Raw genomic sequence first — 14,654 nt, 5'->3', positions numbered from 1 at the left:
CACAACCTACCGGCTCAAACGGGGAGGACTTCGTTCAGCTTTCCGGTCGCGACGTCGAAGACGAATCCGCGGAGGGACGTCGTCGCGGTGATGAACGGACTGTTCTCGATACGCTTCAACGACTGACGGACGTCCTCGTCGATATCGGAGAACGATTCGGCAGCCCAGTTGGGTTTGATGCCGATCTCGTCTTGGATCGAACGCTTGAAGTCGTCGTCGGTGAACGTCAGCATTCCGCAGTCGGTGTGGTGGATGAGGATGATCTCGGTGGTTCCCAGCAGCCGCTGGCTGATGGCCAGGGATCGGATCTCGTCGTCGGTGACGACTCCACCCGCATTGCGGATGACGTGCGATTCACCTTCCTTGATTCCCAGGACCCGATAGACGTCGATGCGGGCGTCCATGCAGGCGAGAACGGCAACGTGTCTGCTGGGTGGGAGGGGGAGCGGTCCGGTGAACTGCTCGGCGTAGACGGCGTTGTTCTGGAGGTATTCGTCGGTGACAGTCATCGTTCCAGTAGGTTCCCTCAGGCCGACGTTGGCAAGGCTTCGAGTCCCGGTGATCTCAATACGTGACGCGCGGCGGACCTGAGAAGGTGACGCACGGCAGAGCCGAGGTCGGCACCCGGTAGCCTTGAGAACCGTGCATCCCGACGTAATTGCAGACCTGAACGCCCTCGACACCACCCTTCGCACCTGCGAATCGGTTGTGGACGTCGAGGAGCTGCGCCGACGCATCGACGAGCTCGAGCACCAGGCAGCCGACCCGGGTCTGTGGAACGACCAGGAACACGCCCAGCAGGTCACCAGCCAGCTCTCCCACGCGCAGGCCGAACTGCGGCGCATCGTGGCACTGCGCGAGCGGCTCGACGAGATGCCGATCCTCTACGAATTGGCCGAAGACGAAGGACCAGACGCGCTGGCCGATGCCGACGCCGAGCGAGCCAGCCTGCGCGAAGACATCGCGGCGATGGAAGTCAAGACCATGCTCTCGGGCGAGTACGACGAGCGCGACGCACTGATCAACATCCGCTCCGGTGCCGGCGGAATCGACGCCGCGGACTGGGCCGAGATGCTCATGCGCATGTACATCCGCTGGGCTGAGAAGCACGACTACGGCGTCGAGGTCTACGACACGTCGTACGCCGAGGAAGCCGGACTCAAGAGCGCGACGTTCGCGATCAAGGGCCCGTACACCTACGGAACGCTGTCCGTCGAGATGGGCACTCACCGGCTCGTCCGGATCAGTCCCTTCGACAACCAGGGCCGCCGCCAGACGTCGTTCGCCGAGGTCGAGGTCCTGCCGGTCGTCGAGACCACCGACCACATCGAGATCAACGAGAACGACATCCGAGTCGACGTCTACCGCTCGTCCGGTCCCGGTGGTCAGTCCGTGAACACCACGGACTCCGCAGTTCGACTCACACACATCCCGACCGGAATCGTCGTCACCTGTCAGAACGAGAAGTCGCAGCTCCAGAACAAGGTGTCGGCGATGCGCGTTCTGCAGGCCAAGCTGCTCGCGGTCAAGCGTCAGGAAGAGCGTGCCGAGATGGATGCGCTCAAGGGCGACAGCGGCAGCTCGTGGGGCAACCAGATGCGTTCTTACGTCCTTCATCCGTACCAGATGGTCAAGGACCTGCGTACCGAGTACGAGGTCAACAACCCGTCGGCAGTGCTCGACGGTGACATCGACGGGTTCCTCGAGGCCGGCATCCGTTGGCGCATGAGCGAGAACCAGTCCGCATAGCGTTCGGATACCGAAAGGCACGATGACTTTACTCAGACCTGGGCAGAACCTGCTCGATTGGCTTCAAACCACCGGTTTGTCAGTCCTCATGACCGTGCTCGGCGCGATGATTCTCGCCCGTTTGGTCAGTTGGGGAGGCAACAAGGTCACCGACCAGATCGACTCCAACTATCAGTTGGGCGATGCGCTGGTTCGTTCCGAGGCGACCAAGCATCGTCACTCGGTCGCGCAGGTCATCACCTGGGTGGTCATCACGTTCATCTACGTGATCGCGACGCTGAAGGTCCTCGACCAACTGAACCTGCCGATCGGAAGTCTCGTCGCGCCGGCGACCGTTCTCGGTGCGGCGCTCGGTTTCGGCGCGCAGCGCGTCGTGCAGGACATCCTTGCCGGTTTCTTCATCATCACCGAACGCCAGTACGGCTTCGGTGACACCGTCCGGCTTGCGATCACCGGATCCTCCGACGACGCCGAAGGTGTCATCGAGGACGTGACCCTGCGAGTGACGCGGATGCGTAACTCCGACGGCGAGGTCATCACCGTCCCCAACGGCCAGATCGTGAAAGCGACCAACCTGTCCAAGGACTGGGCCCGCGCCGTCATCGACGTTCCGGTACCGGCGACTGCCGACCTCACCCGGGTCAACGAGGTACTTCGTCAGGTCGGAGTCGACGCGATGGCCGACCGCGGACTCAAGAAACTGCTGCTCGACGAGCCCACCGTCATGGGCGTCGAAAGTCTCGAGGTCGATCAGGTCAACGTACGGATGGTTGCGCGCACGCTTCCTGGCAAACAATTCCAGGTCGGACGCGCACTTCGCGTCCGCGTCGCGGCAGCGCTGCGACGTCAGGGGATCACGGTGTCACCGGATCTGCACACCGTACGGACCGAGGAGGCGAGCGAATGACCGATCAGGAACCGCGCCGCGGACTCGACCGACTGATCCATCTGGACTGGCTACCGTCACGGATCTTCGGCGGCCGGATGCGAACTTCGACTTTCATCCTCATCGTGGCGTGGATACTGACGTATCTGCTGCATACGTACCTCAATCCGGAGGACCCGACCGCAGCGACACCACCGCCCAGCGTGGACACGTCGCAGACCGAACCGTACGTCGCTCCCTCGGTGAAGCCGTCGACGACGACCCCGGTACCGTCGTCGACCGAGCCGACGACCACCTCCGAGACCCCGTCCTCGGAAACGAGTACGGACAGTTCCGGTTCTCCGACGCCGACTTCGGGTCCCGCGCCTGCGCCGGGCAACGCCGAACAGTCCGCGACCACCGTGCCGACCACTCCTGCGACGACGACCGTCCCGCAACCCGGCGCGGCGATGCAGGCACCGACGTCGGTGCCGCAGTCACCTGCGACCACCGGTACCGGATAAGGACGAGGGTGCTCGCGCGTGGCGCCAAGGTCACCGTTAGATAACGGCTAGACTGGCTAGTTGTGATCAGCATGAAGAATGTGTCGAAGTCCTACAAGGCCTCCACCAGGCCGGCGCTCGACAAAGTCAGCGTGGAGGTGGAGAAGGGGGAGTTCGTCTTCCTCATCGGCCCCTCCGGCTCTGGCAAGTCGACGTTCATGCGGTTGCTGCTCAAGATGGAGTCGCCCACGTCCGGCGATATCGAGGTCGCGGATTTCCACGTCAACAAGTTGGCGGCCCGCCGTGTGCCGAAGCTTCGTCAGAGCATGGGCTGTGTGTTTCAGGACTTCCGCTTGCTTCAGCAGAAGACGGTCTCCGAGAATGTCGCCTTCGCGTTGGAAGTCATCGGCAAGCCCCGCAACGTCATCGCACGCACTGTTCCCGAGGTGCTCGACATGGTCGGTCTGGCCGGTAAAGCCGACCGACTGCCCACCGAGCTCTCCGGCGGTGAGCAGCAGCGCGTCGCCATCGCTCGTGCATTCGTGAACCGCCCACTCGTCCTGCTCGCCGACGAGCCCACCGGCAACCTGGACCCCGAAACGAGCCAGGACATCATGCTGCTGCTCGAGCGGATCAACCGCACGGGCACCACCGTCGTCATGGCGACCCACGATCACCACATCGTCGACTCCATGCGTCGACGCGTCATCGAACTCGATCTCGGCAAGGTGACCAGAGACGAAGCGCGGGGTGTGTACGGCGTCGGCAGGTAGCGCCGACTACGACCACACGTCCCGTACGCCCACCGGTTGTCGTGAAACAACCGGCCTCTCGAAAAGGAATCGGATTCCCCGATGCGCGCCAGCTTTATTTTCAGCGAAGTACTGACCGGCCTACGCCGCAACATCACGATGACCATCGCCATGATCTTGACGACGGCGATCTCCCTCGGTCTCTTCGGCGGTGGTCTGCTGGTCGTGCAGATGGCAGGCAAGACCCAGCAGATCTTCCTCGAACGCGTCGAGGTGCAGATCTTCCTGACCGACGACATCTCTTCGGCCGATCCCGGTTGCGAGCAGGAGATCTGCAGTTCGCTGCGCAAGGAACTCGAGCAGACTCCGTCCGTCGTCGCGGTTCAGTACCTCAACCGTGAAGACGCGGTGAAGGACGCCACCGAGCGCGTGTTCAAGGACCAGCCCGAATTGGCAGCGCTGGTGAGCCCGGACAGCTTCCCGGCGTCGTTCAAGGTCAAGCTCAGTGACCCGGAGCGGTTCGGCGTCATCAACGACACCTTCGGTTCGAGGCCCGGCGTCGAGAGTGTGCTCAATCAGCGCGAGTTGGTTGACCGACTCTTCAGCGTGCTGGGTGGAGTGCGCAACGCGGCATTCGCGATCGCGATCGTCCAGGCGATCGCAGCGATCCTGCTGATCGCCAACATGGTCCAGATCGCGGCGTTCACGCGTCGTACCGAGGTCAACATCATGAGGTTGGTCGGCGCGACGCGTTGGTACACCCAGCTTCCGTTCCTCCTCGAAGCCGTCGTCGCGGCCCTGATCGGCGCGGTGCTCGCCATCGCCGGACTGTTCACCGCGAAGAACGTCTTCATCGACGGGGTCCTGGCCGACGTCTACGAAGCCAACATCGTGGCGCGCATTTCCAACAGCGACGTGCTGTTCGTTTCGCCGATCCTCGTGCTCGCCGGTGTCGGAATGGCCGCGGTGACGGCGTACGTGACGCTGCGTCTGTACGTCCGCGAATAATCGGTTTGCACGAGCTTCTATGCTGGAACTGTATTTGACGGTAAGACAGTATTCGACAGCAAGACAGCGGACTGAGAGGCCCGGACAGTGAAGGAAAAGGGCCGCAAGGTCATTGCGACCAATCGCAAAGCACGCCACAACTACACGATCATCGACACCTACGAGGCCGGCATCGCTCTCGTCGGGACCGAGGTCAAGAGTTTGCGTGAAGGCAAGGCATCGCTCGTCGACGCCTTCGCAACCGTGGACAACGGCGAAGTATGGCTGCGATCGTTGCACATTCCGGAGTACACGCAAGGCACGTGGAACAACCATTCGCCACGTCGTACCCGAAAGCTCCTGCTGCACAAGCGTGAGATCGAGCACCTCGTCGGCAAGACGCGCGAGGGAAACCAGACGCTGGTCCCGCTGTCGATGTACTTCAACGACGGCAAGGTCAAGGTCGAACTCGCGCTGGCAAAGGGTAAGCAGGACTACGACAAGCGCCAGGACATGGCCAAGCGCACCGCCGAGCGCGAGGTGACCCGCGAGCTCGGTCGTCGTATCAAGGGCATGCGCTGACCTCCATCCTGCTTGCCCTCGTGGCTGCAGTTGCCTACGGAGTCAGCGACTTCGTCGGTGGAGTTGCGTCACGACGGGTTGCCGCACTGCGCGTGGTGATCGTCTCGTATCCTCTTTCGCTCGTCATCGTGTTGATCGCAGCACCTTTCGTCTCCGGGACGCTGACGCTGAACGGGTTGATCTGGGGTGCGATCGCCGGCATCACGAGTGGTCTGGCGGTGTGGTGGTTCTATCTCGCGTTGGCGACCGGCCCCATGTCGGTGGTCTCGCCGCTCACCGCCGTTCTGGTGGCGGGTATTCCGGTGCTCGTCGGATTCGCTTTCGGTGAGCGGCCGGGACTGATCGCGTACCTGGGTATCGCCGTCGCGTTGGTCGCCGTCGTTCTGGTCAGTCGCGAGTCGCCCGACGACACCGCGGGTGAAGTTGCCGGCGGAATCACTCTCCGTTTCACCAGACAGGTGGCGCTGCTGACCGTCGGAAGCGGTGGCGCATTTGCACTCTCGTTCATCGCACTTCACCAGATCGGTGAGGGTAGTGGGCTGTGGGCGTTGGCCGTATCTCGCGGCGCCGCGACCGTCGTGGTGTGGTTGGTCGCGTTGGCGGCCGGTCACTTCGTTCTCCCGCGAGGTGAGCCACTCAAGCTCGCGGTGTACGTCAGCGTCCTCGACGTCGTCGCCAACGGGACGATGATCTACGCCTTCCAAGGCGGAATGCTCTCGCTCGTCAGCGTGATCGGTTCGCTGTACCCGGCTGCGACGGTTCTGCTCGCGATGGTGATGCTGGGCGAGCGGGTCAGCCGCGTGCAACAAGCGGGAATGCTGTTGGCGCTGGCGGCAGTCGGCATGATTGCCGTCGCGGGCGCCTAGATTCTTTTCAGCCCCAGCGTTTTCCGTCTCAGCGTTTTCAGTCTCAGTGTTTCAGCCGCGTCTGTCGGCCGGTGCAGCGCGTAGGTGAACCCGCTCGCCTTGTTTTCCGAAGAGGCTGATCGCCTCGGCCGGTCGACCGTCGGCAGCACTGATGCGGTGCGGGATGTGTGTATCGAATTCGGCTGCCTCGCCGGCACCCATGATGAAATCACGGTCGCCGAGTTGGAGTCTGATGCGCCCGGACAGAACGTAGACCCACTCGTAACCCTCGTGAGATCCGGGCTCGCGATCGTCGTCGGTGGGGGAGATGATCATCTTGTAGGCCTGCAGATTGCCGGGCTGGCTCGTCAGCGGAATGACCGTCATACATCCGACCGTCCGAGGTTCTTCTCGCACACGCGGATCTTTGATCTTGCTGTTCACGAGGTCGTCCAACGGGACGCCGTGTGCCTTGGCGATCGGCAGCAGAAGCTCCAAGTTGGCTCGGCGAGTACCTGATTCGAGTCTCGACAGTGTGCTCACACTGATGTCGGTGGCCTCCGACAAATCGGCCAGGGTCATGTCGGACTGTTGGCGCAGCGCACGTAGGCGAGGGCCGATGCCGGCCAGTACGGCTTCGAACGATGTCTCGGTCATGCATTCATTTTGCCAAAGTGGCAACAGTGTTTGTCAAGATTGCGTTCTCTTGTCATTCTGGATTCATGACGCAGAACTCATTCGACGTAGCAGTAATCGGAGCCGGTGCGGCAGGCCTCAACGCCGCACTCATTCTCGGTCAGGCACGCAGGTCCGTGATCGTCTTCGACAACGGATCGCCACGAAACGCGGCCGCCGACCACATGAACGGATTCCTCTCCCGTGACGGCATGAACCCTGCCGAACTGTTGACCATCGGCAGAGGTGAGGTCCGCAAATTCGGCGGCGAGTTCCACGACGGCACGGTCGTCTCCGTGACACGGGACAGTGAGGATCCTTCGGCCGATTTCTCCGTCGAACTCGCTGACGGCAGCAAGATTCAGGTACGCAAAGTCCTTGTCGCAACGGGCCTGACGGACCGTCTACCGGCAGAACTCGAAGTCTTCGGTGAGCGATGGGGCCGCGACGTGTTGCACTGCCCGTACTGCCACGGGTACAGCGTGCGTGATCAGCCGCTCGGCGTGATCGCCAAGAGCGCGGAGTTTGCGATGCACCAGGCACTCATGGTGCGCCAGTGGTCCGACGACGTGGTTCTCTTCCTCCATCGAATCACCGAACTGAGTGCCGAAGATCGGGAAAAGCTTGCAGCCCGAGATATTTCGATCGTGGAGGGTGAGGTCGCCGGTCCTGCCGTAGAGGACGATCGCTTGGTGGGCGTGCGATTGGTGGACGGCACTGTGGTCGCGCGTTCGGCAGTTTTTGTCGGCGGAGCCCTCACGATGGATCCCAACGATGCGATCTTGCGTACATTCGGCGCGCAGCGCGCAGAGACGATGATGGGCGATTTCGCCACTGTCGACATGATGGGGGCCACAAGTGTGCCCGGCGTGTTCGCTGCCGGCAACGTCGTCGACCCGGGTGCCCAGGTCATCATGGCCGCAGCCGCCGGGGCGAAGGCCGGGGCGGGGATCAACATGATGCTGACGAACGACGACCTCGAGGTTGCACTCGCGCTTCGGAGCTGAATTCTGCGTAGCGTGGGGTGATGGACGCAGTGAGAGTGTTGATCACGGGTGCGACCGGATACATCGGCGGACGTCTTGCCCCTCGCCTGGTCGAAGAGGGACACCACGTGCGGGTGGTGGTGCGAAGTCCCGAGAAGCTTCGCGATGTGCCCTGGCATGATTCGGTGGAGATCAAGCGCGGGGATTTGACCGACAGTGATTCACTCACAGGTGTTTTCGACAACATCGACGTGGTCTACTACCTCGTTCACGCCATGGGCGGGGGAGGGTCTTTCTCTGACATCGACAAGCGGAGCGCGCAGAACGTCGCCGCCGCCGCACGCGATGCGGGGGTGCGCCGGATCGTCTACCTCGGTGGGCTTCATCCGTCCGACCGAGAGTTGTCGACTCACTTGCAGTCTCGGCTCGAAGTCGGTCGGATCCTGCTCGACTCCGAGGTTCCGACGGTTGTGTTCCAAGCTGGAGTGGTGATCGGATCGGGTTCGGCGTCCTTCGAAATGGTGCGTCACTTGACCAATCGACTTCCGGTGATGACCACCCCCAAGTGGGTGCACAACAACATCCAGCCGATCGCGGTGCGTGACGTACTCCACTATCTGACCGCAGCCGCGGCAACAACGCCGGAGGTCAACCGCGCCTTCGACATCGGTGGGCCGGATGTCATGCAGTACGGCGAGATGATGAACACCTACGCCGACGTTGCAGGACTGGTACGTCGCCGCATCCTCGTCCTGCCTGTTCTCACGCCGAGGCTGGCAGGTCACTGGGTGGGATTGGTCACCCCGATCCCACGGGGCTTGGCGATGCCGTTGATCGAGTCACTGCAGAACGACGCGGTGATGCACGATCACGACATCGACGACTTCATCCCGCCTCCCGCCTGTGGCCTCACGTCGTATCGGGAAGCGGTGCGTTTGGCACTTCACAAGATCGAGACCGGTGAGGTGGAGACGGCGTGGTCCGGTGCAACGATCGCGGGAGCACCCTCCGATCCTCTTCCATCCGACCCGGATTGGGCTGGTGAAGCGGTCTACGTCGATCATCGCGAACGCGACTGTGCTGCCGATCCGAAAACCCTCTGGTCGGTCGTCGAGTCGATCGGCGGTGAGAATGGTTGGTATTCCTTCCCTTTGGCGTGGGCGATCCGGGGGTGGATGGATCGAGCAGTTGGCGGTGTCGGCCTACGCCGAGGTCGACGCGATCCCCGGCGACTCAACACCGGTGAAGCCCTGGACTTCTGGCGCGTCGAAGAGATCGATCGAGGCAAGTTGCTCCGTTTGCGCGCCGAGATGAAGGTTCCCGGCGGGGCATGGTTGGAGTTGCGAGTATCGGAAGGTCCGACGGGCGCGGACGGCCGACCGGTGGGTTCGCACCTCGATCAACGTGCGGTCTTCTTTCCGCGCGGGCTCGCCGGCCGGGCTTACTGGTACTCGATCCTGCCCTTCCACGGAGTTGTCTTCCAGGGCATGATCACCAACATCACCGGTGCCGCCGAGCGTGAGATGGCTGCAGTGCAGGAAACGGCTGGGGCGAGAGACACGGAAAGTGCCGCCGATTAATTGGTATGACTTCCGAACTTCGGCGCGTTATAGTGAATAGCCCCACGAAAGACGCGGGGCACACACGGGGCTGAACGGTTTCGACTGCGTGTGTTGAGTTAGGGGAAGCGTGTCGGTGCAGGCAAGAGACCACCGTAAGCGTCGCTGCAAACCTATAAGCGCCGATTCCAATCAGCGCGACTACGCTCTCGCTGCCTAAGTAGCGAAGCGTGTCTGTCAGCCCGGGGTTGCCCTCGACCCGGTTCCTGGCATCAGCTAGAGGGCTTTACTGTTCGGCTCGGTCACGGAGTCGAATGGGACATCAAACAGTGACTGGGATCGTCATCCTGGCTTGTTCGCGAGACTGGGAGATCCAAGTAGAGACTTAGCGAACTGCACACGGAGAAGCCCTAGCGATTCAACGTAGGACCCGGGTTCAATTCCCGGCAGCTCCACAAAGAGGCAGGTCAGACACTCGAGACAGGGTGTAGGGCCTGCCTCATTTTTTGTGTCCGAAATAGGTCACTGTCCACTTACGTTCCACTTTCGCGCCCCGGCTACTTCCCGGAAACCGCAGTATCCAGCGCGTCCGCAGCAGCAGTATGCACCTTCCCTCGACCGAAGTACACGTCCTGCGTCATGCTGACCTGAGCGTGCCCGAGCTGGTCCGCAGCCTGCCGGGCAGTTAAGCCTTCCTCGTCGAGGATCGTCGCGAGGTTCTTGCGGAAGGTGTGTGAGGTGACCCATTCCAAGTCCACGGCGGCCCGGATCTGACGCCACCGACGACCGACCGTCTCCGGATCCAGAATTGTTCCCGCCAAGGACTCGAATACGTACACCGAATCCTGACGGCGTCCGCGAAGCATGGTTATAGCGAACGCTGGCAGCGGAAGGTCTCGGTCATCGCCGGCCTCCGACTTCGTCCGGTCCTGTCGCACCAGTCCTTCGCCGCGGATCCGGACGATCTGGCCTGTCACTGCGACTGTCTTGGTGTCGAGGTTGATGTCTTGCCAGCGGATCGCGAGTAGTTCACCGATGCGGCAGCTGGTAGCAGCGAACATTGTGATGATGTCGGCCATGTCGTTCGACGCACAAAACTTCGCAACAGTCGGGATGTCAGTGGAAGAAGTTTTCTGCCCGCGAGCGAGCTGGTACGGCGCCAAGATGACCGGGCACGGCACATCTGAGGTACGAAGGTCCCGAAGTAGCGCAGCCAACGATTCGGGGTCCAATGACCGTGCCCGCTTCTTTCGTTTCCCTGCGATCGAGGTGAGCTCGCGGATCGGGTTGACCGGGATTGCGTTGTAGCGGACAGCGATCTTGAACATGCCGAGCAGGATGGTGCGGTTCTTCCTGGTTGTCGGCACACCACGATTGACGGCCACGTCCTGAACGAACGAGTCGAGCGCTTGGGTGGTGACTTCCCAGATCTGTAAGTCGCCTAGGCGTTGAAGGATGTGCTTGGACTGTCGCCGGTAGTCCTTCAACGTGTTCTCGGCTTTGCCTTGGGTGATGAGTTGTGTTTCGAATTCGGTCCACAGGTAGTGGACTGAGCTGGTTCAGGTGATTTGGCCGGCGGCTTGGACGTGTCGGGTTTTGAGTGATTCGAGCAGGGTGCGTTCGGCGACGGCGCCGTGTTTGTCGCGGATGCCGAGGGGTGTTTGTTTGGTGGCTTGGCGGCGTTTGCCGTCTTCGTCACGTACCCAGCATGTGGCGACCCACCGCCCGTCTGGGAGTCTCGGCGGCTGATCTTCCCGTGCTCACCCACAGATAGTCGGGGCCGAGGCATCAGTTTCCGCCAGAGACGTTTCGGTTGATGACGCTGACCATGATGCAGTCGGATACAGCAGATCCGAACTCGTCGCCTGCGCTGATGTCGAGCAGCTTTCGTCCATCAGGTAGGGCAGTACGTCTGCGTGCGTCACTCGATAGCGAGAAGAGCATGCCGTCGCTTTGCACCCATATGTCAGCGCTCGACACTCGGGTGCCTGCGGAGTCCACGATGTTCGCGCCGATGTAGGCGACATCTTTGCGGCCGTAGACCATGAACACATCTTCAAGGTGTCTGTCGGCTTCGATAAAGGACGCATCGATCTGGTCAATTACCGATTGCGCTGGAGTCTTGCATGTGGCCGGCAGTGGCTTCGAGGTTTGCGCGGCGACGGGCAGGGTGGTCGAACTGGGTACTGCGGATGTCGTTAGCGGGGTGGCCGCAGCACCAGCTGTTGTCGTACGGGCTGTTGTGGTTGTGCGAGCTGCCTGCGTGGTCGTTGTTTCGGCTGCTGCGGTTTCAGTGTCGTCGCTGCTGAAGTCGATGCTCTTGAAGATAGCGATGCTCGCTACCGCAGCGATGATGATGCCAATGGCGACGAGCTGACGCTTTCGATCTTTCTTCTGCTCGGGCGTTTCCAGTGTCGGGGTCTGCGCGGCGGGCATGGGTTGTGTCGCGCTGGTCCATTGTTGACCGTCCCAGTAGCGGAGCTGCTTATTGTCTTCGGGGTCGGGATGCCAGCCGGCCGGGGGAGTGCTCATTGTGTGGGCCTTTCAGTTGGTGGATGCGATGCGTCGTTGGATGTATGCGTGTTCTTCGCGGCGGTAGTCGTTCGATACATGATTTGAACACAGGCAGTGTGACCCAGAAGGCTTAGGCGGCGTGACCGGTGATCCGCTGTTCATGCTCGATGAGTGCTAGCGCAGGATTGTGCCACTGGCATTAGACGCTGAGCGGTTCGGAGTCGGTGGCGCGATGGTTGAAGGCGCCGGTCGAGCTGGAGTCCGCTCCGGGGCCAGCGTTCGATGCATTCGATTCTTTTCGAGGTTCACGAACTCCGTTTTTAGGTTTGCGAGGGCGCGTCATGGTAGTGGATTGTGAGGTAAGGCATCTATAAAAACAGAATAATTGACAAATCTGAGGCGTCACCTTGAGACTCGCGGCCGGCGGCGCCGGTCCCACTCTGGCAGGCACAATCACCGTCGCTTGATCAAGCCCATCCATTCCGGGTAGTCGTTGATCGGCCCGCAAAGGACTCAATGTAAATTGGCTCGGCATGCACCGACTCGGTGAAACTACGGCGAAATGAGTTCTGAGTGTCAGACGTGAATGGCACCGTTGCAATTGTCGTGGGTGTTGTAGCTGCAGCCTCGTCGATAGTTGTGGGGTTGATTGGTGCGCGACAGAATCGGCGTGACGACCGAGACAACATTCGGCGAGATGTCGAACTGTTGGCATTGCTCCCAGAGGACCTTCCGGCGCACCTGATGATGAAGGATGAAATAGACAGAGCAGTCCGAGAGTTGGTGTCCAAACACAACTTGGCGTATCACCGATTCATGTCACTCTTCAGCCTGTCCTTGGGAGCAGGAGCGATGGCCGCCTTAGCAGTTATCAGTGTGGCCAAACAACCCGATGGCATAGAGGATGTGCTGGCTGGCGTTGCAATTGTGTGCATTTTCGTTGCTGTATTTAATATTGCAGCGCGAGGAAGGCAACTGAATAAGGAGGAGCAACGGCTGGCAGCGAAGTATCCGCAGCCATCTAATTCTTCAAGTTCCTAGTGTCCGGCATTGGTGATCTCCTTTCTATTGGTATCCAGGTCTAATATTGTCGCCGATATGAAGAACCAAACCTGCCTGCACTGCGATAAGCGCGGGGGAAGTGCGCCGTGACGGATCCGAGTGGACTAATGACAGAACTCGTCCTTGGAAGTTCTTCGAGCACGAACTCGAAGACCGACGTGGGGATTCCTACATCCGGGCGGGCTGCCCAGGCTCGGGATGAAAATAATTGGGTGCCACGAGAAGATTGTAATGTTGTAAACTGAGATTCCTCACTATAGAGCCCCCGCAGCTTTGCAAGGGTTCTTAGTGCCCGTAGAAAGGTGGGGAGATCCGAACGCCCGAACGCGCCGGAGTTGACCCGCAAACCAACCGCCGGCACAACCGCAAGTAATCGATCGATCGTGCGAGGATTGTAGTTAAGAAGTCACAGCTACTCACCACTGTAGGTTCCGGGTTTAATTCCCGGCAGCTCCACAACAGGTCGGGCCGGAGAGCACACGCTCTCCGGCCCGACCTTTTTGTTGTCTTGCTGCTGTCATGTTGCGGCGCTTTGCGGCCGCGCAGGGGCTTTCTTGCGATCAGGAGCCGAAGAATCCCAGGTCGACCGAGCCGACGAAGCCGGGAGCTTCCTCGGCTAGCGGCTTGCCGTCCAGGTCGGCAGGCAATGCAACGCCCAGACTCTGGAGGATTGTCGGAGTGATGTCGGCGATCGTGTACGCGTGGGTGGTCTTACCGGCCGCGTATCCCGCACCGCGCGCTATGGCGAATGTCGTTGCTTCCGCCGGTGTCTGACCGCCATGCCCGCCGGTGGGCTTGTGCCCGTGATCCGCAGTGACCAGTACAGTCCACTTCTCGCCGGTCTTCGCTGCGCGCTGATCGACAGCATCGACAATCTTGCCCACCTGGGCGTCGACCGAGGCAATCGACTCGTCGTACGCAGCGCCGTTGGTGCCGCCGCTGTGCCCTGCGCCGTCCACCTGATCGAGTTGGGTGAAGATCAGGTCAGGTCCCTTGTCGGTGATGTCCCGGGCGACGGCGTCTGCCGTTGCAGCGTCGGTGGCCGCTTCGGAACCTGCATCGGCTGTGGTCACGACAACGTCAGCTTTCGGTGTCCCACTAGAAGCGATGTTGTCGATGCCGCCCCAGGTGGAGATCGATTCGGTGAGGAGGGAGGGCTTTGCTGTTTCCAATCGGGTGAAGACGCTCGGGTAGAGGTCGAAGCGGGCGCCCGCGTACGTGTTGTCCTTGACGCCGTGCTTAGTGTCCCAGACCCCGGTCAGGATCGTCGACCACGACGGTCCGGAGATAGTGGTGTGGCCGAGGATGGAAGATTCTCCGCTGGTTCCTTCGGCGATCAGCTTCTGGAGACGGGGAGCGTCGGCGGTCTTGATGTGGCTGAGCATGGTGCCGTCGAGGCCGATGACAACTGTCTTCTCGGCAGCCGACGGATTGAGGTCGGATGATCCGGGAATTGCTGCAGCGGTTGCAGTTCCGGCTGCTACCGCGCCGGCGAGGAGGAGTGTGATGGCGGCTGAGGTGCGTGCGATTTTCTTGGTCACGCTAAGCATCTTGCGATAGGACTAGACCAATTGC

The 14,654-nt window shown here is 61.2% G+C and carries 15 protein-coding genes and 1 other RNA gene; 11 read left to right on the top strand and 5 right to left on the bottom strand.

Going from position 1 to position 14,654, the window contains the following annotated elements; all coding sequences use genetic code 11:
* Nucleotides 1–14: 14 nt before the first annotated feature.
* A complete protein-coding gene (locus ACFWEM_RS12860) occupies nt 15–509 on the bottom strand; it encodes a beta-class carbonic anhydrase (protein ID WP_378533958.1) in 495 nt (164 codons plus the stop codon).
* A gap of 133 nt (nt 510–642) precedes the next feature.
* Here ACFWEM_RS12860 and prfB point away from each other — a divergent pair, with 133 nt between their 5' ends.
* The 7 genes from prfB to ACFWEM_RS12825 all read left to right on the top strand — a co-directional run bounded on the left by prfB (nt 643) and on the right by ACFWEM_RS12825 (nt 6,304).
* Nucleotides 643–1,749 (top strand): peptide chain release factor 2, encoded by a 1,107-nt coding sequence (prfB, locus tag ACFWEM_RS12855; protein WP_058038579.1) that lies wholly within the window; start codon nt 643–645, stop codon nt 1,747–1,749.
* Between the two features lie 22 nt (nt 1,750–1,771).
* The gene (locus ACFWEM_RS12850) at nt 1,772–2,656 is read left to right on the top strand and encodes a mechanosensitive ion channel family protein (protein WP_003942304.1); all 885 of its coding nucleotides are present in this window, start codon (nt 1,772–1,774) and stop codon (nt 2,654–2,656) included.
* Nucleotides 2,653–3,138: a hypothetical protein gene (locus ACFWEM_RS12845; protein ID WP_378533956.1), complete on the top strand. Its 486-nt coding sequence runs from the start codon at nt 2,653–2,655 to the stop codon at nt 3,136–3,138. The genes ACFWEM_RS12850 and ACFWEM_RS12845 overlap by 4 nt, the downstream gene beginning before the upstream one ends.
* Nucleotides 3,139–3,209: 71 nt before the next feature.
* The gene (gene ftsE, locus ACFWEM_RS12840) at nt 3,210–3,890 is read left to right on the top strand and encodes a cell division ATP-binding protein FtsE (protein ID WP_020969258.1); all 681 of its coding nucleotides are present in this window, start codon (nt 3,210–3,212) and stop codon (nt 3,888–3,890) included.
* A gap of 81 nt (nt 3,891–3,971) precedes the next feature.
* Entirely contained in the window at nt 3,972–4,877 is a 906-nt protein-coding gene (ftsX, locus tag ACFWEM_RS12835) for a permease-like cell division protein FtsX (RefSeq protein WP_378449174.1), read from the top strand.
* Between the two features lie 87 nt (nt 4,878–4,964).
* Nucleotides 4,965–5,438: an SsrA-binding protein SmpB gene (smpB, locus tag ACFWEM_RS12830; protein WP_003942330.1), complete on the top strand. Its 474-nt coding sequence runs from the start codon at nt 4,965–4,967 to the stop codon at nt 5,436–5,438.
* Nucleotides 5,439–5,446: 8 nt separating this feature from the next.
* A complete protein-coding gene (locus ACFWEM_RS12825; protein ID WP_317553422.1) occupies nt 5,447–6,304 on the top strand; it encodes a DMT family transporter in 858 nt (285 codons plus the stop codon).
* A gap of 51 nt (nt 6,305–6,355) precedes the next feature.
* On the opposite strand, the gene ACFWEM_RS12820 is transcribed toward ACFWEM_RS12825, so the two are convergent.
* Nucleotides 6,356–6,940: a helix-turn-helix domain-containing protein gene (locus ACFWEM_RS12820; RefSeq protein ID WP_283303635.1), complete on the bottom strand. Its 585-nt coding sequence runs from the start codon at nt 6,938–6,940 to the stop codon at nt 6,356–6,358.
* 65 nt (nt 6,941–7,005) lie between these two features.
* Here ACFWEM_RS12820 and ACFWEM_RS12815 point away from each other — a divergent pair, with 65 nt between their 5' ends.
* From ACFWEM_RS12815 to ssrA, 3 genes are all read left to right on the top strand, one after another.
* Nucleotides 7,006–7,965 (top strand): NAD(P)/FAD-dependent oxidoreductase, encoded by a 960-nt coding sequence (locus ACFWEM_RS12815; RefSeq protein WP_378533954.1) that lies wholly within the window; start codon nt 7,006–7,008, stop codon nt 7,963–7,965.
* A 20-nt stretch (nt 7,966–7,985) separates the two neighbouring features.
* The gene (locus ACFWEM_RS12810) at nt 7,986–9,524 is read left to right on the top strand and encodes an SDR family oxidoreductase (RefSeq protein ID WP_378533952.1); all 1,539 of its coding nucleotides are present in this window, start codon (nt 7,986–7,988) and stop codon (nt 9,522–9,524) included.
* A gap of 66 nt (nt 9,525–9,590) precedes the next feature.
* Nucleotides 9,591–9,961: a transfer-messenger RNA gene (gene ssrA / locus ACFWEM_RS12805) on the top strand.
* 99 nt (nt 9,962–10,060) lie between these two features.
* On the opposite strand, the gene xerC is transcribed toward ssrA, so the two are convergent.
* Together xerC and ACFWEM_RS12795 are read right to left on the bottom strand one after the other, a co-directional pair.
* Nucleotides 10,061–10,990 carry a tyrosine recombinase XerC gene (gene xerC, locus ACFWEM_RS12800; RefSeq protein ID WP_378533950.1) on the bottom strand — a complete coding sequence of 310 codons (930 nt, stop codon included), beginning with the start codon at nt 10,988–10,990 and terminating at the stop codon, nt 10,061–10,063.
* Between the two features lie 301 nt (nt 10,991–11,291).
* Nucleotides 11,292–12,035 (bottom strand): DUF2510 domain-containing protein, encoded by a 744-nt coding sequence (locus ACFWEM_RS12795; RefSeq protein WP_378533948.1) that lies wholly within the window; start codon nt 12,033–12,035, stop codon nt 11,292–11,294.
* A 564-nt stretch (nt 12,036–12,599) separates the two neighbouring features.
* Here ACFWEM_RS12795 and ACFWEM_RS12790 point away from each other — a divergent pair.
* Nucleotides 12,600–13,058: a hypothetical protein gene (locus tag ACFWEM_RS12790; RefSeq protein WP_378533946.1), complete on the top strand. Its 459-nt coding sequence runs from the start codon at nt 12,600–12,602 to the stop codon at nt 13,056–13,058.
* A gap of 581 nt (nt 13,059–13,639) precedes the next feature.
* Here ACFWEM_RS12790 and ACFWEM_RS12785 read toward each other — a convergent pair.
* Nucleotides 13,640–14,620 (bottom strand): alkaline phosphatase family protein, encoded by a 981-nt coding sequence (locus tag ACFWEM_RS12785; protein WP_378533943.1) that lies wholly within the window; start codon nt 14,618–14,620, stop codon nt 13,640–13,642.
* Nucleotides 14,621–14,654: the final 34 nt, after the last annotated feature.

The sequence above is a fragment of the Rhodococcus sp. NPDC060176 genome (genome assembly GCF_042728675.1).
Lineage (GTDB): Bacteria > Actinomycetota > Actinomycetes > Mycobacteriales > Mycobacteriaceae > Rhodococcus_F.
The sequence above is the reverse complement of the archived record's forward strand: the minus strand, read 5'-3'. Positions and strand labels throughout refer to the sequence as shown.

What these genes read in the sequence shown, in the direction of transcription:
- ACFWEM_RS12795 (WP_378533948.1), bottom strand. Translation starts at nt 12,035, where the DNA reads ATGAGCACTCCCCCGGCCGGCTGGCATCCCGACCCCGAAGACAATAAG.
- ACFWEM_RS12820 (WP_283303635.1), bottom strand. Translation starts at nt 6,940, where the DNA reads ATGACCGAGACATCGTTCGAAGCCGTACTGGCCGGCATCGGCCCTCGC.
- ftsE (WP_020969258.1), top strand. Translation starts at nt 3,210, where the DNA reads ATGAAGAATGTGTCGAAGTCCTACAAGGCCTCCACCAGGCCGGCGCTC.
- ACFWEM_RS12845 (WP_378533956.1), top strand. Translation starts at nt 2,653, where the DNA reads ATGACCGATCAGGAACCGCGCCGCGGACTCGACCGACTGATCCATCTG.
- ACFWEM_RS12850 (WP_003942304.1), top strand. Translation starts at nt 1,772, where the DNA reads ATGACTTTACTCAGACCTGGGCAGAACCTGCTCGATTGGCTTCAAACC.
- ACFWEM_RS12860 (WP_378533958.1), bottom strand. Translation starts at nt 509, where the DNA reads ATGACTGTCACCGACGAATACCTCCAGAACAACGCCGTCTACGCCGAG.
- ACFWEM_RS12815 (WP_378533954.1), top strand. Translation starts at nt 7,006, where the DNA reads ATGACGCAGAACTCATTCGACGTAGCAGTAATCGGAGCCGGTGCGGCA.
- ACFWEM_RS12810 (WP_378533952.1), top strand. Translation starts at nt 7,986, where the DNA reads ATGGACGCAGTGAGAGTGTTGATCACGGGTGCGACCGGATACATCGGC.
- ftsX (WP_378449174.1), top strand. Translation starts at nt 3,972, where the DNA reads ATGCGCGCCAGCTTTATTTTCAGCGAAGTACTGACCGGCCTACGCCGC.